Source organism: Algibacter pacificus, assembly GCF_008033385.1.
Lineage (GTDB): Bacteria > Bacteroidota > Bacteroidia > Flavobacteriales > Flavobacteriaceae > Algibacter > Algibacter pacificus.
The window spans coordinates 600,815-622,891 of record NZ_VOGY01000001.1; the positions used below are offsets into that span (position 1 = coordinate 600,815).

The 22,077-nt window shown below is 34.1% G+C and carries 12 protein-coding genes; 6 read left to right on the plus strand and 6 right to left on the minus strand.

Annotation, left to right across the window (positions count from 1 at the left end):
* Positions 1-6: 6 nt before the first annotated feature.
* The 4 genes from FQU21_RS02795 to FQU21_RS02810 form a co-directional block, all read right to left on the minus strand.
* Entirely contained in the window at positions 7-3,441 is a 3,435-nt protein-coding gene (locus FQU21_RS02795) for a SusC/RagA family TonB-linked outer membrane protein (RefSeq protein ID WP_147676502.1), read from the minus strand.
* A 97-nt stretch (positions 3,442-3,538) separates the two neighbouring features.
* Positions 3,539-4,678 carry a FecR family protein gene (locus FQU21_RS02800; RefSeq protein ID WP_147676503.1) on the minus strand — a complete coding sequence of 380 codons (1,140 nt, stop codon included), beginning with the start codon at positions 4,676-4,678 and terminating at the stop codon, positions 3,539-3,541.
* A gap of 268 nt (positions 4,679-4,946) precedes the next feature.
* Entirely contained in the window at positions 4,947-5,501 is a 555-nt protein-coding gene (locus FQU21_RS02805; protein ID WP_147676504.1) for an RNA polymerase sigma factor, read from the minus strand.
* A gap of 131 nt (positions 5,502-5,632) precedes the next feature.
* Positions 5,633-6,202 carry a peroxiredoxin-like family protein gene (locus FQU21_RS02810; RefSeq protein ID WP_147676505.1) on the minus strand — a complete coding sequence of 190 codons (570 nt, stop codon included), beginning with the start codon at positions 6,200-6,202 and terminating at the stop codon, positions 5,633-5,635.
* Positions 6,203-6,431: 229 nt separating this feature from the next.
* On the opposite strand from FQU21_RS02810, the gene FQU21_RS02815 reads away from it, so the two are divergent.
* The 3 genes from FQU21_RS02815 to FQU21_RS02825 are packed head-to-tail and all read left to right on the plus strand — an operon-like array spanning position 6,432 to position 12,540.
* Positions 6,432-8,102, plus strand: a complete 1,671-nt coding sequence (locus FQU21_RS02815; RefSeq protein WP_147676506.1) for a GH39 family glycosyl hydrolase — start codon at positions 6,432-6,434, stop codon at positions 8,100-8,102.
* A gap of 36 nt (positions 8,103-8,138) precedes the next feature.
* Entirely contained in the window at positions 8,139-9,530 is a 1,392-nt protein-coding gene (locus FQU21_RS02820; RefSeq protein ID WP_147676507.1) for a cellulase family glycosylhydrolase, read from the plus strand.
* 31 nt (positions 9,531-9,561) lie between these two features.
* A complete protein-coding gene (locus tag FQU21_RS02825) occupies positions 9,562-12,540 on the plus strand; it encodes a glycoside hydrolase family 2 protein (RefSeq protein ID WP_147676508.1) in 2,979 nt (992 codons plus the stop codon).
* Positions 12,541-12,709: 169 nt separating this feature from the next.
* Here FQU21_RS02825 and FQU21_RS02830 read toward each other — a convergent pair whose 3' ends face one another.
* Together FQU21_RS02830 and FQU21_RS17370 are read right to left on the minus strand one after the other, a co-directional pair.
* On the minus strand, positions 12,710-13,561 hold the full coding sequence (locus FQU21_RS02830) for a hypothetical protein (RefSeq protein ID WP_147676509.1): 852 nt from the start codon (positions 13,559-13,561) through the stop codon (positions 12,710-12,712).
* A gap of 36 nt (positions 13,562-13,597) precedes the next feature.
* On the minus strand, positions 13,598-14,830 hold the full coding sequence (locus FQU21_RS17370; protein WP_187269302.1) for a hypothetical protein: 1,233 nt from the start codon (positions 14,828-14,830) through the stop codon (positions 13,598-13,600).
* A gap of 205 nt (positions 14,831-15,035) precedes the next feature.
* On the opposite strand from FQU21_RS17370, the gene FQU21_RS02840 reads away from it, so the two are divergent.
* From FQU21_RS02840 to FQU21_RS02850, 3 genes are all read left to right on the plus strand, one after another.
* Complete coding sequence (locus FQU21_RS02840; RefSeq protein ID WP_246124733.1) at positions 15,036-18,089, plus strand: SusC/RagA family TonB-linked outer membrane protein; 3,054 nt, start codon at positions 15,036-15,038, stop codon at positions 18,087-18,089.
* Positions 18,090-18,101: 12 nt separating this feature from the next.
* Positions 18,102-19,694 (plus strand): RagB/SusD family nutrient uptake outer membrane protein, encoded by a 1,593-nt coding sequence (locus FQU21_RS02845; protein ID WP_147676510.1) that lies wholly within the window; start codon positions 18,102-18,104, stop codon positions 19,692-19,694.
* A 192-nt stretch (positions 19,695-19,886) separates the two neighbouring features.
* Positions 19,887-22,058 carry a beta-xylosidase gene (locus FQU21_RS02850; protein ID WP_147676511.1) on the plus strand — a complete coding sequence of 724 codons (2,172 nt, stop codon included), beginning with the start codon at positions 19,887-19,889 and terminating at the stop codon, positions 22,056-22,058.
* Positions 22,059-22,077 lie beyond the last annotated feature (19 nt).

Genomic DNA, 22,077 nt, shown 5'->3' on the forward strand with positions numbered 1-22,077 from the left:
TTTTTTTTAGAAATTAATGTTTGCTCCTAGGGTAAAAGATCTGTTTGTTGGATAGCCAAATTCATCAACACCTAAATTTTGAGGGGTGTTCCCATAGCGGCTTGTTTGAGGATTCCAGCCTCTATAATTAGTGAATTTTGCAGCGTTTTGGATGCTTACAAATAAACGCATTTTAGAAAGGAACCCAATTTTATTTAATAAATTTTCAGGTAACTGGTAACCTAGTGTTATGTTTTTTATCCAAAGGTGGTCACCTTTTTCAAGCCAATAATTTGAAGCGGCATGGTGATTGCGAAAATGGATTCCAGGAATCAACCCGTCTCCAGTATTTTCAGGCGAGCGATATCTGTTTAAAAATTCTGAACCAACATTCCAACGGCCTTTTTCATTGTATAGTACTTCGTTCATTTGTGGCATAATATCATAACCAAACATTCCGGTAGCTAGAATAGATAAAGAAAAATTCTTATAGTTTAATGAGTTGTTGAAGCCTAAAATGACTTTGGGGTGTGGGTTACCAATATCTGTTCTATCGTTACCATTAATTTCACCATCGTTGTTAGTGTCTTTAAATATGTATGCCCCAAAGTCTCTTGATCCGGGCCAATTCATTAAATTGGGGTCGTCTAGCTGTTCTTGGGTAGTAAATATACCTTCATATACATACCCTCTTAATGTACCAACAGGTAAACCTATACGAGTAACGTTAAAGCTAGAGTTTATTTCCGAGATTTCATCAGGTAAAGAAGTGACTTCATTTTTTAAGAAAGATAAATTAAGATTACCTCTCCAAGAGAATTTATGATTAGTACTAGAGAGGTTTGCTCCTAATTCTATATCTACACCTGTATTTTCCATTTCTCCAACGTTTGTTCTTGTAGAACCAAAACCAGATACGGTTGGGATAGTTAAATTAAAAAGCATATCTTTTGTGGTTTTTTTGAAATAACTCACATTTAACCTAACGGCATTGTTAAATAGTGCCATATCCATTCCTAGGTCGAGTTGTGAACTGGTTTCCCATTGCAATGTGCTAGAGGGTAAAGAGGTAATAGATTTACCAATAACGACATTATTGTTTAAAACATAATTAAAATTATTATTCAAATTGCTAAGGTTAGGGATGGAGATAATTCTACCAAAACGGTCAAAATCGCCAATTGCAGAGTTGCCTGTAATACCGTAACTTCCTCTAAATTTTAGTTCATTGATAAGTATGTGGTCTGGAAAGAAATTTTCTTCCGATACACGCCAACCAATAGAGGCTGAAGGGAAGTTTCCATATTTATTGTTTGCACCAAATTTAGAAGAGCCTTCTCTTCTAAAATTAAGCTCTAGGAGGTACTTAGTTTTATAGTCATACCCAATGCGTGCAAAAAATGCAGCTAGCGCCCAATTACTGGCATCTGTTACGGCAGAATTAACCTCTGATGCTTCAAGAAAATTTAAAACATCATTACTAGGGAAATTTTTACCTGTTACAACTGTGCTTTCACCTGATTGTTTTTGGGCGGTATAGCCAAACAAACTGCTTACAGAATGATCTCCAAGTGTTTTGTTAAAACTTAATAAATTATCAATACCCCAGTTAGTAATATCTCTTTTGGAGTTTGTTCCACTATTTACAAATGGAGGAGCACCAGGGGATAGGTTAGAGGCGCTTCCAATTCTAAATTGTCCAAGTGTGGTAGGGGTAAAAGTGTTTTGTTCAATAGTTAAAACACGTCCATATATTTGTGGTTTATAATGTAGCCCTGGTAATATGGTTATGTCTAAATTAATGCTAGCATTGACATCTCTTTGAATAGTATTATTTTTACGTTCTAGAGCTTCAAAAACAGGGTTGGTTCTAGCAAAGTATCCAGGAGAATCTGCGGCTATAAAAGGGATGATATCTCCATTTTCATCATAGGGAGTTTTTAAGGGACTAGCTGTTATGGCTTTCATTATGATACCTCTAGCCCCATCCTCAGGAAGCCTGTTATTTTCAGAGAAAGCTACAGCAACGTTAGACCCCATTTTTAACCAATCCTTTGCTTTAGCTTCTAAATTTGTTCTAAGGGAATATCTTTTAAAGTCACTATTTATAAGTACACCTTCTTGTTCCATGTAGCCACCAGAAACGGCGCCTCTAAACTTTTTATTTCCACCTCGAACAGATATATTATGATCTTGGAAAAGAGCATTTCTAAAAATATAATCTTGCCAATCTGTAGATTTTAGATTAGGATTGTTTATTGCGTCTAAATATATTTGAGGGACAGGATTGTTATTTCCAGTTCTTAAGTTTATTTCATCAACTCGATCTATATTATATTGTGCATATTGGCGAGCATTTAATACTTTTGGTCTCCATCCATTTGGAACATTTTGAATACCTGTAGATCCCGAATACGTAATTTCTGTTTCTGCTTCTTTTGCTTTGATAGTTTGAATTAAAATAACGCCATTAGAGCCTCTTGCTCCATATATTGATGTTGAAGCGGCGTCTTTTAAAACGGTAATTTTTTCGATGTCTTTTGGATTTAGACTTTGAGGAATACCATTTCCTATAGGGTAACCATCAATAACGACTAGTGGTTCTGTTCCTGCGTTTATAGAACTTATACCTCTTACACGTATGGAAGGTGCTTCACCTGGTGTACCTGAATTTTCGTTTATTATAACTCCAGAAACACGTCCTTGCATAGCTTGACCAGCTGAAGCGTTTGGCATATCCTGCGTACCTTTTAAATCGACCTCGGAAATGGCCGACGTTATTTTTTTTCGACTTTGTGTTCCATAACCAACAACAATTACTTCGTCTAGTCCTGCTGCATTTTCTTTTAAGATTATATTTATATTTTTTTGTCCATTAACAGGGATTTCTTGCGTAGTATATCCAATAAATGAAACTACTAATACGACATTATCATTAGAAGTTTTTAAAGTAAAGTTACCGTCAAAATCTGTAGTAATCCCGTTTTTTGTGCCTTTTTCAACAATATTAGCTCCGGGTAGCGGCATGTTATTACTATCTTTTACTGTTCCAGAGATGCTTTGTTGGATAACTTCTTGCTTTATAGAAGGACTAATAACTTTATTTAGAAGGATTGCTCCATTTTCTCCTAGTTTAAAATCATAATTGACTGAAGTTGTTACTTTTTTTAATAAATCTGTTATTCTTATCTTCCCTTTATTAATTTTTATAAGAGGGCTACTAGTAAAAGTATCAGATTTATAAATAAAGTTGTAATGAGTTTGTTTTTTTACAATGTCAAGAACTTCTTCAATAGAAATTTTTGCATTTTTTGTAAAAGTTATTTCTTCATTTTGTGAAAAAATATTTTCAGGATTTAGCCCGAAGGAAATAATGGAAAAGAAAAAGATAAGTATTTTCATGGTAATTAGTAGTGCTGTCTTTAGAGGATAAAGATGCCTTAAGTTTAATTTAGTTTTCATAAATTTGATATTAGTTAAAATTAGGTTAATTCTTAATTGATGTACTAGGGGACAGCTGTTTAAATTTTCCAGGTCTAGACGCTGTTCCTCTTTTTTTTTAATTCATAGTTATGGTTTTATGGGTTATTGAATAATTTACTTGGTTTGTATTTTGAATGATATCGAGTATTTCCTTGATACTGAGATTTTTCCTGAAAACACCGTTGAACTCTATGTTTTCCTTTTTCTTATCCTTAAAAATTATCTTAACATCGTACCATCTGGATAGTACTTTAGCAATCTCTTTTAACGAGGTGTTTTTAAAACTAAATAAACCATCTTTCCAGGATATTTGGTTGTACACGTTTACTTCTTTTACTTCGAAATTGTTAGAGTTAATACTTACTGTTGATTGCTGACCGGGCGATAGTTGTTTTTGTTTATTGTTATGGTTATTAACTAATACTTTGCCTTCTACGAGAGTTGTTAAGATTAAACTTTCGTCTTTATATGCTCTTATATTAAATTCTGTACCTAAGACTTTTATTTTTTGGCCGGCGGAATGTACAATAAAATTACTGCCATTATGTTTTGTACTTGGTGATACTTCAAAGTAAGCTTCTCCATATATTAATTCCACTTCTCTACTTTTGTTTGAAGCAAAAGTTACTGGGTATTTAAGTTGTGTTTCAGAATTTACCCATACCTTGGTGCCATCGGCAAGAATTAAATTGAATTGACCACCTCGAGGTATGGTTAGAGTATTTTGGACTATTTTATTATTGCTAGGTTTTGTTTTGTTCGATTCGTAGATAAGCGCTTCTCCATTACTGGAAGCTTCCTTATTATTATAAATTTCTCCTTTTTTCAAAGCTATTTCTTCGCCGTCTGCAAGTGTTAATATGGCTTTGTTTGTACCAATATTTATTGTGTTTTCCTTAGCTATAATATGTTCTTTAGGAAATGAAGGATTTTTTTTAAGGGGGGATAAAAACAAATAGCTTCCTAACAAAATGAAAATTACGGCTGCGGCTGCATATTTATAATACAATATGCTTTTTTGAGGATTAATTTTTTTAGAAATTTTATACCAGGCTCTTTCTAAATTGATGCCAGAGATTTTTTTATTATAATTGGTTTTTACTTTTTCAAAATAGTCGCGATGGTTTTGCGATTCATTGTACCAAGTATTAAAAATTTGCTCTTCTTTTTCGGTAAGCGTTCTTTTTAATTTTTTTAAGATTATTTTAAAATCCATATGTCGTAATTAGGTTTACTATAGTTATGACAATAGAATTCTTAAAATGGGTGACAAATAATTGATAAAATTTTATGTTATGGGTAAAAAAGCAGAATTAGTCTTAGTAAAATAGTAAATATGTTGGGTATTTAGTAATATGGTTTGTGGTGGATTGTGTTTTTGGAACTTAATTTTTTTTATGTTTAAAAAAGTGTCTTAACCATATAAATAGGGCTAAATAAAAAAATATGTTAATTTTTAAAATATAGATAATTGAAGAAAATAATTACGAAAAACAAAGTAGTATAAAAAGAATAAACAGCATTAGCCTAGATTTGGCTCTTTTTAATTGGGTTTTAACCGTGTTTATGGATACGTTTAATTCCATCGCTATATCTTTATACGCGTAATTGTTTATGAAACGAAGTTTAACTATGTGTTTCATTTTATCTGGAAGGCTTTCTATTAAATCTATTGTTTTGTCGTGCAAAATTTGCTTGTGGTCATCTTCTAGCGCAAAGGGAGTATGTATTTCTTTTGTAAGGTTATCAAAAATAAAATTTTCATCTGTGTATGTAATCTTAACCATTTTTAATTCATTTAAACACTTATTTCTTACCATGGCATAGAGGTATGCCTTTATGCTGGTTTTAATTTTTATAAGGTGCGATTTTTCCCAAAGACATAAAAAAACTTCTTGAACGATATCTTCGCTCAACCCATAATCAAATAAGTATTTGTTTGCATAAACTACCAGGTTAATATAGTGTTCATCAAAAACCTGCTTGAAAGCATAATGATTCTTATTGCGTATTTTAAATAAAATGTCTTTAGAATCCATGTTTTTGTTGTTTAAATATAAACTGAAAATCTCTAATTGTTTTTCAGGTTGTATTTAAAATTTTTAAGTTTACGGTTAATTTCTAAATATTAGTTTTAGTTAGTTTAGTTGCTATTAAAATAATGATAATATTACTTATATGTTTTTTTTAAAATTTCAATAATATCTTTAGAGGGCATTCTTTGGGTATAATTGGCTTCAACGTGCGAAGCAATTATTTTAAAATTTGTGTCTATTACAAAAGTGGCAGGAACAGGAAGTGTTACTGATCCATCACCATTTAATACAGAAAGATCTCTTCTTTGATGATAATTATCGCCAGGATCAAATTGAAGATTATAAGCCTTAATTACTCCTTGATCGATATCACTTAATACTTCGAAACCCAGTTCGTTTTTTTGTAAAATATTTAGGGCATCATCTGGTTTTTGTGGGCTTATAGCTAGGATTTTTGCGTTAAATTTATTGAACTCACTTAAGTGTTTTTGGATTTCTCTTAAATCAAAGTTACAGATTGGGCACCATTCTCCTCGATAAAACTTTAAAACAATAGGGCCTAATTTTAAACAATCAGATAGAGAAATGGGATCACCAAACGCATTTGGTAAGCAAAAATTTGGAGCTTTTTCTCCAGGCTTTATACCTGTTACATCTGAAGCATTAGCAATAACTAATTTTTGAAAACCTTCTAGTTTATCCATGAAAAACGATATTGATTGGTGTTTTTTTATAAATTAAATTATATACATGTTTACAGCAACTTTTCTTGTGCTATGTATCTATAGTGTTTTGTTGTTATTTATTGAAGTTTTAAAAGTAAATATATTTAAGTAATATTTAATATCCATCCTGCTGTATCATGACACTACAGGTCACATTTTTTAGTTTAACCATTTACTTTTGTTAGAACTAAAACTAAATGAGAAAATAATGAAATCTATAAAAATATTAAGGCTGTTTTTAGTTGTGTTTACTTTAATGTCGTCTACCGTTTTTTTTACATGTTCAAAATCTGAAGATGTAGAAGAAGAGGTTATTGAAAATCCTGAACCAGAAGAACCACAAGAGCCAGATTTACCTATAGTTGTTGATCCAGATAAAGTAGTTGCTATTAATACAGGCGCAGTAGTAGGAGAAATGTATAACTTTTGGTCAACAAGACCTATGATAAACCAAACTCGGTTTAGCAGTTCTGGTTTTACATCGGAACTAAATACTATAAAGCCTTACGTTAAAAGCTACAATTTGGTACGTGTTCTTGGAGGTAGAACAGATAACAAAAATAATTTTTATAAAGGTGTAGATGGCTCAGGAAACATCATAACAGATTTTAGTGGTTTGTTAAACGATATGCGCAGTTTTATGCAAACCGGTTTTAAACCACGTATTGTATTGGATAATGTGCCTTGGGAAATGAATGACGTAAAAGAAGAGAATACCTATGGTAATACCAATCCACCAGATGACTATGATGTTTGGAGGCAATACATAAATGCTTTTTTACAAACATTGGTTGATGAGTTTGGTATGAACGAAGTAAAAACTTGGCGATTTAGAGTGGCTACAGAACCTAATTATACACCTCAACACTGGAATGGGACTAAGGAAGAGTTTTTTAAACATTACGACATAACTGTAAACGAAGTTCTAAAAGTTATTCCAGATGCTATTATTGGGCCTGGAAATAATTTAACAGAAGGTGTAGCAACCTTTACTACCGAAATTATAGACCATTGTGCTACAGGTACAAACTACGCTACAGGAGAAACAGGTACAAAAATGGATTTTTTCTGTATTTCTTATTATGAAAAAATAGATCAAAATACTATAAAATTACCCAATACAGTTCAAGAATACAGAACTAAATTAGATAGTTATCCACAGTTTAGAGATATTCCTTTTGATATTCAAGAATTTGGAATATTAAGAGATGAAAATGCTAATAGAGGGCTAAGTTTATCAGATGCAACCGAATTTGGAGCAAGTTGGTATGCTAGAATTGCCGATTTAGCTTATGATTATAGAATAACCGAAATATACGATTGGGGACAAGAAATAGAGGTTGGTAACTTGCCACAAGGTAGACGCAATGTAACCCAAATGTTCTTAAAAATGGAAGGTGGTAATAGAGTAGAAACTATTGATAATATTAGTGGTCATGCAGGCATTATACCTGTAGTAAAAGGCGATGTTATTTACCTGTTGGTTTATAACCATAATACAACGCGCGATAGTTCGGCTTCAAGAACATTATTTCCTGTTCTAGAAGGAGGGCAAATAGCAGGTGGTAATAATTGGAAAATGACCGAGTGGACTGTAGATAAAAACCATGGCATCATGATGCATGAACTTTATAAAGATGTAAGGGCGGCAGGAGTAGGAGAAAAAAACAACGGACGAATTTATGGAAATAGACCTTCAGATCGTTTTGAAGATGGATGGAAAGATGTATTTAATACCAACTTAACCAAGTACACACAACTGGCCGAACTTCCAAAAACTATTACAGATTCCATAGTTAAAAAAATTGATGGAAAATTAACTTTAAAGGTGGGATTAGAACCTCATAGTGTAAAATTAATTGAACTTACACCACAATAGTAAAAGAATATTATAAGAATTTTGAAATAAAATTAAATGAAAAAAGTTGGTACCACTTTGTTTTTTAGTATCCTTTCTCTAATAGCGTTTTCTCAAATTAAACACGGCCTTCGAGATGAATTGGGTAAACATGTTATTCCAAGAGGTTTTGTTGTAAATACAAACGACCACATAGGTGACGTTTACTTTAATAACGATGATTATGTTCGTATGGTTAGAATGGGAGCAAATTATCAGGTTATACGTTTAGAATTAGGAAAATTAAGTGAATTTTCTGGAAGTAAATTACAATCCAATTACTTAAAAAAGCTTGATACATTAGTTAATCTAGGAAAAAATCACGATATCAAAACTGTTTTTAAAATGACAGTTTATGGCGTTAAAAAATTTGAGTGGGAACAATTTTGGCTTAATACTAATAATGAACACGAAAAGTATATTAATGCTTGGAAAATTATTTGGAATCGTTATGCCAATAATCAAGCGGTTGCAGGGTATGATGTGGTTAATGAACCAAGAAAACTCTCAATGGATATTTCTTATAAAAAATTAACTAAAAAGTATCTTATTCCGCTATATCAGAAAATCATAGATGAGAGCCAAAAAATAAATGCTGATAAAAAAATACTAATTCAGTCTGTATTTATGAATAAAGGCGAAGCTATTGATAATAATCAGTATGCAGAAATTAGCACACCAATACATCGTGAAAATGTTGTTTTTGCACCACATATCTATCAAGATAATATGGATTTGGTAAAACCTGTTATGGATCGTTTTGATAGCGAGTCTAGTTTGTTAAATGCACCAATATTAATAGGCGAATGGGGTTTTCCAACCTTTGCAAAAACAGATACTGTAATTAGTGGTAGGTTAGGACAATTAAAATATAGAGAGCTTTACATTAAAACAGCCGAAGTGTTTGACCGCATGGGAGTGGGGTCTATAAAAGCTTGGTTTTTGGGTAACAGGAGTATGCAGCACTTTCTTCCAGGAGGTCCCTCAACATGGGCTATTTTTAGCGATAGTACAGATGCAGGTACTGTAGAGCGAAAATATATTACCGATGTTATTTCCAGACCGTTTCCTCAAACTATTGCTGGCGATATACAAGCTTTCTTTTTCAACCACGCTACCAGAACTTTAGATGTTAATTTTAAACCCAATAATGAACTAGGAGTTTCAAAAATTTTCATTGGAGCCAATAGGCATTATCCAGATGGGTTTTCGGTAATTATTAATGATGATATTGTGTTGTATCACAACCCCATAAAAAACATTGGTTTAGAAGTGTTTAAAGCTCCAAATAATGTTGATGTTTCTAATTTTATTTGGGATGAACAAACACAGAAACTCATTGTTTTAAAATGGCCAAAACTTAGTGGGAATATAACTTTACAGGTGGTTCCAGGAATTCGAAATTTTTAAACAGTATTAATAAAAAAATAATATTTTAAAAATGAATAAGTTTTTAATAAGTAGCTACTGCGCTTTTTTTCTTTTATTTATATCAAGTTGTATATCGTGTGAAAGTAATGCGCAAAGCACCCCCAATACCTTTGAAAAAACAAGGGGTAAGTACAACTTTAATCCAGATTGGAAGTTTATAAAAGATAACCCAAAGAATGCACAAAATATTAAATTTGATGATTCAGATTGGAACACAGTAAGTTGTCCGCATACATTTAATGATATTGACACCTTTGATGATTATAGTCTTGGGCATCACAATGGCGAAGAAAATCAATGGCGTGGAACAGTTTGGTACCGTAAGCATTTTAAACTGCCAAAATTAGATTCAAGCAAAAAAGTATTTATTGAGTTTGAATCTGTACGTCAAATAGCCGATGTATATATTAATGGTGTACATCTAGGACAAAACCAAACTGGGTTTATTCCTTTTGGGTACGATTTAACACCTTATATTAAAGTTAATGAAGACAATGTTATTGCGGTAAGAGTTAATAATGATAGGGGAGATCATTTTAGAGATAATTTTCCTTTAGTATGGAATCATGAGCATTGGCACCCAACTCATGGAGGTATTTACCGTAATGTATTTCTACATGTTATGGATGCGCTTCACATTACCTTACCATTGTATGATAATTTAGAAACTGTGGGAACTTATGTCTATGCTGAAAACATCTCAAAAACTAGTGCTGATATTCATGTAAATGCCGAAGTTCAAAACGAATACCAAAGCGCTAAAAATGTAACATTTAAAGCAAAGATATTTAATAACGAAGGTGAGCTTGTTGGTGTCTCTGAAACAGAAAAAGAATTAAAAGCAGGCGAAAAGTTTACATTTTCAACACAAATACAGTTAAAAAACCCTCAGCTTTGGTATACACGTCATCCGTATATGTACACTGTTGAAAGTGTTTTAAATGTAGACGGAAGCGCTGTAGATTCTTACAATACACCTTTAGGAATAAGATCCTTTAATTTTGATAAAGATAAAGGATTCTTTAACAATGGGGAGTATGCAAAACTTCACGGTTGGGGGCAAAAACCAACAAACTCTTGGGCAGGTTTAGGGGCTGCCTTACCAGATTGGTTACGGGATTACACCTTTCAATTAATGGATGAGGCTGGTGGAAATTTTATTCGTTGGGGACACTGTGCGGGTTCACCAGCTGAAATTGATATGGGAGATAAATACGGTTTTGTTACACTAATGCCAGGTGTAAGTGGTGAATCTCAAGATGAAGGTGAAACTTGGGATATCCGTATTAAAGCATTTAGAGATATGGTTGTTTATTATCGAAATCATCCAACCATATTTATTTGGGAAGGCGGTAATTGGGCTGAAACCCAAGCACATTATCAAGAAATATTGGATGTCATAAATACATTTGATCCTAATGGAAAACGTTTGATGGGTAACCGTAGAGCAGATGTTAAAAATGATTCTGAAGGCTATGTTTCTATAGAAATAGGAACCGAAGGTTGGGAACGTGAATATCCAGATTTACCCATTGTTGAAAGCGAATACATGCGTGAAGAAGCTCCAAGACGTGTGTGGGATAAACAGTCGCCTGATGATAATTTTTTTACTCATCCTAACATTAGTAAAAATACTTATAAAATAACTTCAGAGCAATTTGCGGTAAGACAAGTAGAGCATTGGTGGCAAAAAATGGGTAAAAAAGCGTATCATGCTGGTGGAGCAAACTGGATTTTTTCTGATGGACCCCATGGTGGTAGAGGACAAACAGAAGTAACTAGAGCCAGTGGAGAGGTAGATGCTGTACGCTTACCTAAAGAAGCGTTTTACACCACAAAAGCTATGTGGAGACCAGAACCTCAAATACATATTGTAGGACATTGGAATTATAAGGAAGGCACCACAAAAGATATCTTTGTTGTTTCAAACACAGCTGCTGTAAAACTATATGTTAACGGAAACATGATAGGAGAAAATAACACACCAAAAGATGGTTATGTGTATCAATTTAAAAATGTGTCGTGGGAAGCAGGAGAAATTAAAGCCGAAGGTATTATTGATGGTGAAGTAAAAGTAACACAAATAAAAGAAACCGCGGGAGTTCCTGCTGCTTTAAAATTAACACCAATTACAGGGCCTAAAGGATGGCGAGCCGATGGTTCTGATATTGCATTAATAGATGTAGAAGTAGTTGATGCCAAAGGAAGAAGATGTCCGTTAGAAAAAGGTCGTGTAGATTTTACTGTTTCAGGACCAACGATTTGGAGAGGGGGGTACAATAGTGGTAAAGAAAATTCTACTAACAACCTATATTTAGATGTTGAAGCAGGAATTAACCGCGTAGCGTTACGTTCTACTTTAGAGGCCGGGGAGGTTGTTGTTTCTGCTACAAAAAGAGGGTTGCCCGTGGCAAGCATAACCTTAACAACTAAGCCAGTAGATATTAAAAACGGATTAACCTTAGAGTTACCACAGGTTTTTGATAATGTTTTAACTAAAGAACCTTTACCTATACACACACCCGAAATCCCAGAATACATACCAGGGAAAACAAATAAAAGTAAGTTGTTTACTAAATTTAGTTATACCGGAGATGGTAAAGCTATGTTGCGGACTAATATGCATTGGGGCAAAAAGGCGTATACAGATATGGAAGAAAATTATACTGTAATCCCAAAATATCTTAGAGGCTCCGAATATATAAGAACCCCAAATAGCGATAGTAAATATTGGGCAAGAGACCAATTACAATTTATTGCCGGTCAAAAAATGCACATTTATGTATTACATGACGATAGCGTAAAACGTCCTGAATTTTTAGTAGAAGATTACAAAGACACTGGAGATAATATTAAAGTTGGTGAAGTTGTCATGTCTATTTATCACCGTATAGCGCAAGCTGGAGAAAGTATTATTATGGCGGGTAATAGTGATGGCGATGCACCAAGCACGTGTAGAATGTATACCGTGGTTGGTAAAAAGTATTAAATAAAATACGAGCAATAATTATTTGGACACACTAATTTTTGAGCTGTGTTTTATGCTTTGTTTTTGTTTAAAAGAAGTAAATTTTGAAGAAAAAAAAGGATGGTGAAATAGCTTCACCATCCTTTTTTATATGTTTATATTGTTGGTTTTTGAATAACTTAGGCTTTATTTAGGGGTGTTTTTTTACAAAATCTTCTAGGAGTGTTTTTACTACGTTTATTCCACCAGCTTCTAAACCACCATTTACATTTGCACCAGTAATCCAATATAGTACCATACCAGCATCAGAGCAATCCCATTTTTCTTTTTGAAATTTAACAACATTGTCTAATTCGGCAATATTTCCCAAAGTCCATAGCAATCGTATTCTTGGGTCGGTATGATCTCTAGCCCAATCCCATTGTTCATGCTTAAGCTTTAAATTAATATTTTGGTCGGGAATTCGGACCTCTTCTATGCCAAAATCTAGAATTTGCTGCCATGTATAAAAATCTCCCGCATTATCATTAGCAGGGTGATGTGTTATTACTTTAACAAATTTATGTTTTGCTTTAGGTGTTTTTTGTAAGGCCATACCTATAATATCTGGTTCGCCCGCTTCAATAATCCACAAAGGATCATTGGCTGTAGAGGCATTTATAGCCCAACATAAATCGTTTATGGTTGCTTCTTTTTGCCACATAGCGTCGTAAAAGGTTAAGTTTTCAAATCCACCCCAGCGTCTAGCCGTCATATCGCAAGTTACTTGCATTAAATGGTGGCGCTCTTTTTCTGCCTTTTTAGAAATTCGGTCATCTCTAACCAAATCACAACTATGTGAATAATGTACAAGTCTGTCTTCTAAACCAGCCGCTCTAAGTAGCGCTATGGAAATAGCAGAACCTCCAAGGTCATCAGGGTCTGGGGAGTTTCCGTCTGCCACAACAGCTATTCTGCCGTTTGGGGCGTTAATTTTTTGAGCTTTTACAGATATTGAAATACTAATAAAAAGTAATAATAAAGGTAGGGTTTTATTCTGCATTTTAAATTATGGGTATTATTAAGTGAATATTATATGTTAGTTTTTGTAGTAGGTTGAAGGTGAGTTTTGAATAGATTTTCCCATGCCAACGGGGGTGAAAATTATACCAGCCCAACGGCCTCGAGTCCATTCTTCACCATCAGTACCTATTTGTGATATTACTTTAATTTTGTCTCCTTTTTGTATAGGTATGTTTTCCCAAAGGGCATTATATTTTTTTCCTTCTTCAAACATTCTGTGGGTTAATTCTGGCGAATAACTTCCAATTTTGGTTTCATTTACTGTAACAGTAAATTTGGATTTACCATCATTTTCTGCAACACCTACAAAAACAATATCATAATGACCAGATTTAAAATTAAAAGTAGTTGTCGTTGTAGCTTGGTTATGATTTTTGGGGTTTATGGCGAGCCAATTTTTTCCGTTTTTATAAAAATTTGTACCTTCTGTAGGAAATTCTTGAGCGGCTATTGATTTAATTTGTTCCGATGCTTCAGTTATAGTTGAGAAGTAAGAAGGCACCTTGACTTCTGGAAAACTTTCAAGTATTTCACCTTGTGCTAAAGTAACTTCTGGCCCTTTGTTAATAGGTATATAGTTCATGTCTTTGGTTAAAATAAATTTATCAAACTCAAAACCGTCTTCCCGCATACTAAATTGAATGGTATGATTACCCGCTTTATCAATGTCTAAATATATGTTATGCGGCACGCCGCAGTGAATATCTTTTGTTCGTTGCTTACTTTCCCAAGTCCATTGGTTTTTGCCTGTACACCATTGCATACGTTTTCCGTGTTTAGGCCAAACATTATTTAAGCCAACATGTAAGCCGTTATCTTCTCCACCTGTACTAAAGGCCCGTACCCATACATAGTAACGTCCTGGTGTGTTAAACTTTACTTTGTAGCTTAAAACTGCTATTTTTCCAGGTTCGTTGGAAAAGTTTTCTCCATGTATTAATTTATCTGAGTGTGTAACACGTTCATCGGGTAATATTTCAAGATATGCATTATTACTAGCATCATAAACGTGGTGTTTGTCTTCGTCTCTTCCTGCTTTTGGTAGTTCGTTTTTTGAGGTTCTAAACCATTTTCTTTTTTTTGTTAAAGTTTGTTCGTGAAAATACTCAGCCTCAATGGCAACCTTACCATTTTGTTCTTCAAATGTTACTAAATTATTTATTATGGGAAGGCTTAAAGTATCATTTTGAGCATTGAGAGATATAAATATCATTAAAATAAATACAGTAAATATATTCTTTTTTTTCATTGTTCTTAGCTTATATATGTGTTCTTTTTATTTAAAAATAAGCACTAACTTTTATTAAAGTAACCTGTTCTGTCCTGTATCTTGTTTTTGTAGAATTATAAATAAATAAGTGTAGTTTTTTTTAAAATAAAACCGATACTACAGGATAGTTATCAGTAAAAGGGTAGGTAAATTTGGAATAAGACAAACAATTAACTAAATATCTATGAATTTAAAAATCAAATTAAAATGTCATTCCTATTTTAGAAAAAAATGGATGTGCGCTGCGTTCCTATTATTAGGTATAGCAGTATCTAATGCGCAAACCGTTTCAGGAATCGTAACTGCAGATGGACAACCTTTACCAGGAGCTGCTGTTATTGTAAAAGGAACAAGTCAAGGTACTACCACAGATTTTGATGGAGAGTTTTCTATTAAGGCTAGTGCGCAAAACACTCTTTCTATCTCGTATGTAGGGTACTCCACAAAAGAAATTTTAGTAGGTAATCAAACTCAAATTAACGTTGTTTTAGAAGAAGACAACAAACTAGATGAAGTGGTTATTATTGGGTATGGAACCCAGCGTAAGTCCGATTTAACAGGGTCAGTATCCTCAGTAAGTTCAGAAGATTTAACCGCTACCCCGGTTTCAAGGGTAGATCAAGCCTTACAAGGGCGAGCTTCTGGAGTTCAAGTTACTCAAACCAGTGGTGCTCCCGGTGCGGGAACCGTAATTAGAGTAAGGGGAGGAAATTCCATAACAGGAAGCAACGAACCACTTTGGGTTATTGATGGCATAGTAGTAGGAACCAATTTTAACCTAAATAATATTAATAGTAGTGATATTAAATCTATCGAGATTTTAAAGGATGCCTCATCTATTGCTATTTACGGTTCTAGAGGGGCCAATGGTGTTGTTCTTGTAACCACTAAAAATGGTTCTGGAGCTGGTGGAGGAAAACCAGAGGTTAGTGTAAACCTTTATTCAAGTATGCAGTTAGTGCCAGAATTACCAAATATGTTGTCTCAGGAGGAGCAAATTGCATTTACCAATGAAAGCGCAAGGTTTAGATCTGCGGCAGAGCCTTTTTTAGATGATCCGTCTACTTATCCAGATAACGATTGGTTCGATTTACTATTAGGTACAGCGCCCATTTTTAATACCGATGTATCCATATCTGGTGCAACAGATAATGTTAATTATTATACCTCGTTAAATTACTTTAATCAAGAAGGTATTGTAGAAAGCACAGGTATTGAAAAATATATTTTTAGAAGTAATTTAGACATTAAACTTAGCGATAAGCTAAAAGCGGGTTTCAGAATTAATTATTCTAGAATCGAGCAAGATAACGGAAACGCAAGTTTTGGTAATGCTTTTGCTACTTTGCGTACGCAACCTATTTATAATGACGATGGTACTTTTAATGGATACGATGATGTGGTGAGTGCGCCCTGGTCTAACCCAATAGCAAATATAGCATTAAATACAAATGAAACATTTTCTAATAACCTCTTAGGGTCAATTTACCTAGAGTTTAAACCTTCTGAAAAATGGATGGTTCGCTCAACGTTTAGTCCAGAATTTAACAATACTAAACAAAATAAATTTACTTCTAGCCAAAGTCCAAATTTATTATATTTAGGAGAAGGCGGTAATGCAAGTGTAAGAACGGTAGCTAGTAATGGTTGGAATAATGAAAACACAGTGCAGTACCAGTCCGATTTAGGAGAAAACCACTCTATAACAGCTTTAGCTGGAGCGTCTTTTCAAAAGGTATATACCGAAACTGTACAAGCTGAAGCTTTCGGTATTACTAGTGATGCAGCAGGATTTAATAACTTAGCTTTTTCAGACCCCATAAGATCAAAAGTTAGTAGTGATTATAATAGCTTTCAAATTGCTTCATTTTTTGGAAGACTTAATTACTCCTATAAAGATAAGTACTTATTGACTTTAGTAGGTCGAACAGATGGAAGTTCGGTTTTTGCTCCAGGAAACCAATATGAATTTTATCCATCTATAGCAGGTGCTTGGAAAGTAACTGAAGAACCTTTTATGCAAAACCAAACAGTGTTTCAAGATTTAAAATTAAGAGCCAGTTACGGTAAATCAGGTAACCAAGCTATAGAGCCTTACAGAACAAAAGGAATTTTGGTAGAAGCTAATACCACTCTTAATGGGGTAGAACAACCAGGTTTAACGTTAGGAAGACCTTCAAACCCTAACCTGCAATGGGAAACAACTAATTCTTTAGATATTGCTTTAGAAGCTTCTCTTTTTGGAGGTAAAGTGTTTACTGAGTTAAATTACTACTATAAAAAAACTAACGATTTACTTTTGGATGTTACCATCCCAAGACAAACAGGTTTTGATACGCAATTACAAAATGTAGGTTCTTTAGAAAACAAAGGTTGGGAGTTTATGTTAAATACAACTAATGTAAGTAATGCAAACTTTAACTGGAATTCAACATTAACCTTGTCTTCTAATCAAAATAAAATTTTAGAACTTGGAGACGTAGATTTTATTGATGTTACCGTAGATGCTATTTTAGGCTCAGGTAACACCCGTTTAATCGCGGGCGAGTCTGTTCCTGTGTTTACCGGAGTACCTTTTTTAGGGACTTGGAAAAGTCAAGCAGAAATAGCAGCATCAAGTTTAACTCCAGAGGAACAAAATAAACAAGTTGTGGGTGGTTCTAGATTTGATGATGTAAATGGAGATGGTATTATTTCTGTTGAAGATGCTGTAGTACTAGGAAGTCCTTTGCCAGATTTAATCTTCGGATTTGAAAATTCTTTTTCATACAAAAATTGGGATTTCTCATTTTATTTCCAAGGAACACTAGGGAACGAAGTGTATAATTTAAGAACTCGAAATCATTATTTCAATAGAGGAGAAACCACTAAGTTTGCAGATATTGCAAACCGATGGACTCCAGATAACCCAGACTCTAATATTCCTAGAGCTGGTGCCGATTCTGTAACTGGAACCCCTCCAAATTCGGAATATGTTGAAGATGGTTCTCATTTAAGATTAAAAACAGCAAGAATTGCCTATAACCTACCAGTTAAAGAAATGGGATTAAATAGCTTTAAAAAAGCTACTATATATTTCTCAGGAAGTAATTTATTGTTAATTTCTAATTTTAGATTAATAGATCCAGAATCAAGTAGATTTGGGCGTAGTGGCCTAGGTAATATAGCTCAAGGTTATAATGATGGATCGTACCCTAATCCAAGAGTTTTAACCCTTGGTCTAAACGTAACATTTTAAAAATATACACAGATGAAAACAAAATATATATACATATATCTCTTTATAATTTTTACAACGTTTAGTTGTGAAAGTTTTCTTGAAGAAGAACCACGTTCGCTAATTGCCCCAGAAACCTTTTTTGCATCTGAAAATGATGCTCGTCAAGCTATTAATGGTGTTTATGCTATTTTAAAAAACAATTCCATTTATGGGCAAGTTGGTCTAGATGTTTTTTATGATAATGGAGCAGATATTATAGAACCTAACCGTTCTGCTAATATTTATGAACCCATAGGTAATTATTCCGTAAATGAAGCTATAGCTGATGTTTCTATTCAAAAAATGAGTGTTTCAGATACGTGGAAGGATTTATATCGCGTTATAAACAACACAAATATTATAATTTCTAGAGTAACAGATAATGATGCTCTAACTGCTGATGCGCAAACAGAAATTATTGCAGAAAGTCGCTTTTTAAGAGCGCTAAGCTATTGGCATATTACCAACCTTTGGGGCGATGCGCCATACTATACAGAAGCTCTAGGAATAGATGAGGTTAAAGTATTGGGTAGAACAGATGAGGCTACAATTATAAGCGGTATTTTGGAGGATTTACAATTTGCCCAAGCCAATTTAGACGATGCTTATATTGGCGATGATAGCGGTAGAGCCTCAAAATGGGCTGCAGCCATTATTGAAGCCAAAATATATATGCAACAAAAACAATGGCAACAAGGACTTGATAAGTGTTTAGAAATTATAAACCAATCACCACATAGTCTTTTGTCTAATTATGCAGATGTTTTTGATCCAGATAATGAGTATAACTCCGAAATTATATGGTCTTTAGATTTTGCAAAAGACATTAGAGGGCAGTTTGAAGAAGGTACGGTAAGGCCGGATGGTAGTTTTCCAAGTGTTTTTGGAAATGGTAACTGGAGACCAAGTATGTTTGCCCCACGTTTAAGAGATGAACCCAAAAACTCAGTAGAACGAAGTGCTTTAGCTAATGCGCTTGAGGCTCGTGGTGAAGCCTTCAACGGTACGGGGTTACAGGTTGCTTCTAAAGACTTTGCTGAAAAATTTCCAGCTAACGACTTAAGACGAGGCATGAATATTGTAGACAACTATTTAGGCTTTGAATTGAACTATCCTTACATGGCAAAATTTTGGAATTTAAGTACAACCGATTCTCCTCGTTTTAATCATAAGGACAACAGGTTGGTGTTTCGTTTAGCAGATGTGCATCTTATGGCAGCAGAATGTGAAAACGAACGTCCTGGAGGTGATCCAACGGTAGCTTATGGCTATATAAAAGAAATTAGAGAGCGTGCATATGAAACAGTAGCCGAAGCCGAAGCAATAAAAGGCTTAAGTCAACAAGAATTTAGAGAAGCAATCTATGACGAGCGTAAATGGGAATTGGCTGGAGAGTGTATGAGACGTTATGATTTAATCCGTTGGGGTATATTATTAGATGTGGTTAAAGATGTGGAGTATAGATTCTGGAATCCTGCTAGTAATATTAGATCTTGGCACGTTAAACTACCTATACCACTACAGGAATTACAAACTAATCCTAGTTTATTGGAGTCAGATCCTACAAATAATGGATATAGATAATACTTTTTTAAAGTTAGTTTAGTTTTATTTATAAAGGCTGGGATTTAATTTTTCCCAGCCTTTTTTTATGGTTAATTTAAGTAAATGGATTAAATAATTTGATATGCAGTATAGTACAGGATACAAAACATAGTTCTTGAAATTAACTTTGAAATAATAAAAGAAATATTTAATTAAATTAAAAAATAGTCAATGAGAAATCTATTATTTGTCACTTATATTATATTTACTTGTTTTTCTTGTAAATCTAAAGCAGAACATATAACAGAAAATCAAGATGATATAGAAATTGCTAAAAACGTAGAACAGCTAATTAGTAAAATGACTCTTGATGAAAAGATAGCAGAAATGACTCAAGATGCCCCTGCCAATGAAAGGTTAGGTATTCCTGTTATGAAATACGGAGAAGCCTTGCATGGATTGTGGCTTGTTCTCGATTATTATGGCAGTACAACGGTTTATCCGCAAGCGGTAGCTTGTGCCTCAACTTGGGAGCCTGAACTTATAAAAAAAATGGCCTCTCAAACAGCAAGAGAGGCACGTGCGTTAGGGGTTACACACTGTTATTCTCCAAATTTAGATGTTTACGCTGGAGATGCACGTTATGGTCGTGTTGAAGAATCGTATGGCGAAGATCCTTATTTGGTTTCAAAAATGGGAGTTGCTTTTATTCAAGGCTTACAAGGCATGGGGGATGAGCAATTCGATGAAAATCATGTTATAGCAACCGCTAAGCATTTTGTTGGATATCCTGAAAATCGTCGTGGTATCAATGGTGGATTTAGCGACATGTCCGAACGTCGTTTGCGAGAGGTTTACCTGCCATCGTTTGAGGCGGCAGTAAAAGAAGGTCAGGTAGGCTCTGTTATGCCAGGACACCAAGATTTTAACGGAGTACCTTGTCATATGAATACGTGGTTGTTGCAAGATATCTTGCGAGATGAACTAGGTTTTGATGGTTTTATTGTTTCTGATAATAACGATGTAGGACGATTAGAGACCATGCATTATATTGCAGAGAATCGCACAGAATCTGCTATTTTGGGGTTAAAAGCCGGTGTTGATATGGACTTGGTAATTGGTAAAAATGTGGATTTGGCAACATATCATACAAATATTTTGAAAGATACGGTAACGAAGAATCCTGCATTGATGAAGTATATAGACAAAGCAACATCACGTATTTTAACCGCAAAATATAAATTAGGTCTATTTGATAAAGAACCAAAAGAAATAGATACAGAAACTGTAGAAGCTGGTACAGATGAACATCGTGAGTTTGCATTGGAAATGGCGGAAAAATCTATTATCATGCTTAAAAATGATAATAACCTCTTACCTCTAGATTTATCAAAAATTAAATCCTTAGCTGTTATTGGTCCTAACGCCCACGAAGAACGGCCTAAAAAGAAAACCTATAAGCTATTGGGTGGATATTCAGGATTGCCCCCATACTATGTTTCAGTTTTAGATGGTTTAAAGAAAAAAGTGGGTGAAAACGTAAAAATAAACTATGCTAAAGGTTGTGATATTGATAGTTTTTCAAAAGAAGGATTTCCAGAAGCTATCTCTGCTGCTAAAAATTCAGATGCCGTTGTATTAGTTGTGGGGAGTTCTCATAAAACATGTGGTGAAGGTGGCGATCGTGCAGATCTAGATTTATATGGCGTTCAAAATGAATTGGTAGAAGCGATACATAAAACAGGCAAACCTGTTATTGTAGTTTTAATTAATGGGCGTCCATTATCTATAAATTACATTGCCGAAAACATCCCTTCCGTTCTTGAAACTTGGTATGGAGGAATGCGAGCTGGTGATGCGGTTGCCAATGTTGTTTTTGGCGATGTAAATCCAGGAGGAAAATTAACCATGTCTTTTCCGCGATCTGTGGGGCAGGTTCCGGTAACATACTTGGAACGTCCCGATTTTATTGGGTCTGGAAAAGGACAGTATCGATTTAGTGATAAGTCACCATTGTTTCCGTTTGGTTATGGTTTAAGCTATACCACTTTTAGTTATAGTGAACCTAAATTAGAACAAGCCACTATAAATACAGATGGTACAACAACAGTTACTGTAGAAGTTACAAACACCGGAAATCGCGCAGGAGATGAAGTTGTGCAAATGTACGTGCGAGATGATTATGCTTCGGTAGGGCGATATCTTAAAATGTTAAAAGGTTTTGAACGGATTTCATTAAAACCAGGTGAAACCAAAAAAGTAACATTTAATTTAGGTTTTGAAGAATTGAAAGTATTGAATAAAGACATGAAAAAAGTTGTAGAACCAGGTACATTTACCATATCGGTTGGAGCTTCTTCTTTAGAAAAAGATTTACATAAAGTAAAGCTTAAGGTTAAGTAGAGTTTTTTATTAAAAATAA

Excerpts from the sequence above, each read along its gene's own strand:
- FQU21_RS02810 (WP_147676505.1), bottom strand. The coding sequence starts at position 6,202 with ATGGATAAACTAGAAGGTTTTCAAAAATTAGTTATTGCTAATGCTTCA.
- FQU21_RS02795 (WP_147676502.1), bottom strand. The coding sequence starts at position 3,441 with ATGAAAACTAAATTAAACTTAAGGCATCTTTATCCTCTAAAGACAGCA.
- FQU21_RS02850 (WP_147676511.1), top strand. The coding sequence starts at position 19,887 with ATGAGAAATCTATTATTTGTCACTTATATTATATTTACTTGTTTTTCT.
- FQU21_RS02830 (WP_147676509.1), bottom strand. The coding sequence starts at position 13,561 with ATGCAGAATAAAACCCTACCTTTATTATTACTTTTTATTAGTATTTCA.
- FQU21_RS02840 (WP_246124733.1), top strand. The coding sequence starts at position 15,036 with ATGAATTTAAAAATCAAATTAAAATGTCATTCCTATTTTAGAAAAAAA.
- FQU21_RS17370 (WP_187269302.1), bottom strand. The coding sequence starts at position 14,830 with ATGAAAAAAAAGAATATATTTACTGTATTTATTTTAATGATATTTATA.
- FQU21_RS02845 (WP_147676510.1), top strand. The coding sequence starts at position 18,102 with ATGAAAACAAAATATATATACATATATCTCTTTATAATTTTTACAACG.
- FQU21_RS02805 (WP_147676504.1), bottom strand. The coding sequence starts at position 5,501 with ATGGATTCTAAAGACATTTTATTTAAAATACGCAATAAGAATCATTAT.
- FQU21_RS02825 (WP_147676508.1), top strand. The coding sequence starts at position 9,562 with ATGAATAAGTTTTTAATAAGTAGCTACTGCGCTTTTTTTCTTTTATTT.
- FQU21_RS02815 (WP_147676506.1), top strand. The coding sequence starts at position 6,432 with ATGAAATCTATAAAAATATTAAGGCTGTTTTTAGTTGTGTTTACTTTA.
- FQU21_RS02820 (WP_147676507.1), top strand. The coding sequence starts at position 8,139 with ATGAAAAAAGTTGGTACCACTTTGTTTTTTAGTATCCTTTCTCTAATA.
- FQU21_RS02800 (WP_147676503.1), bottom strand. The coding sequence starts at position 4,678 with ATGGATTTTAAAATAATCTTAAAAAAATTAAAAAGAACGCTTACCGAA.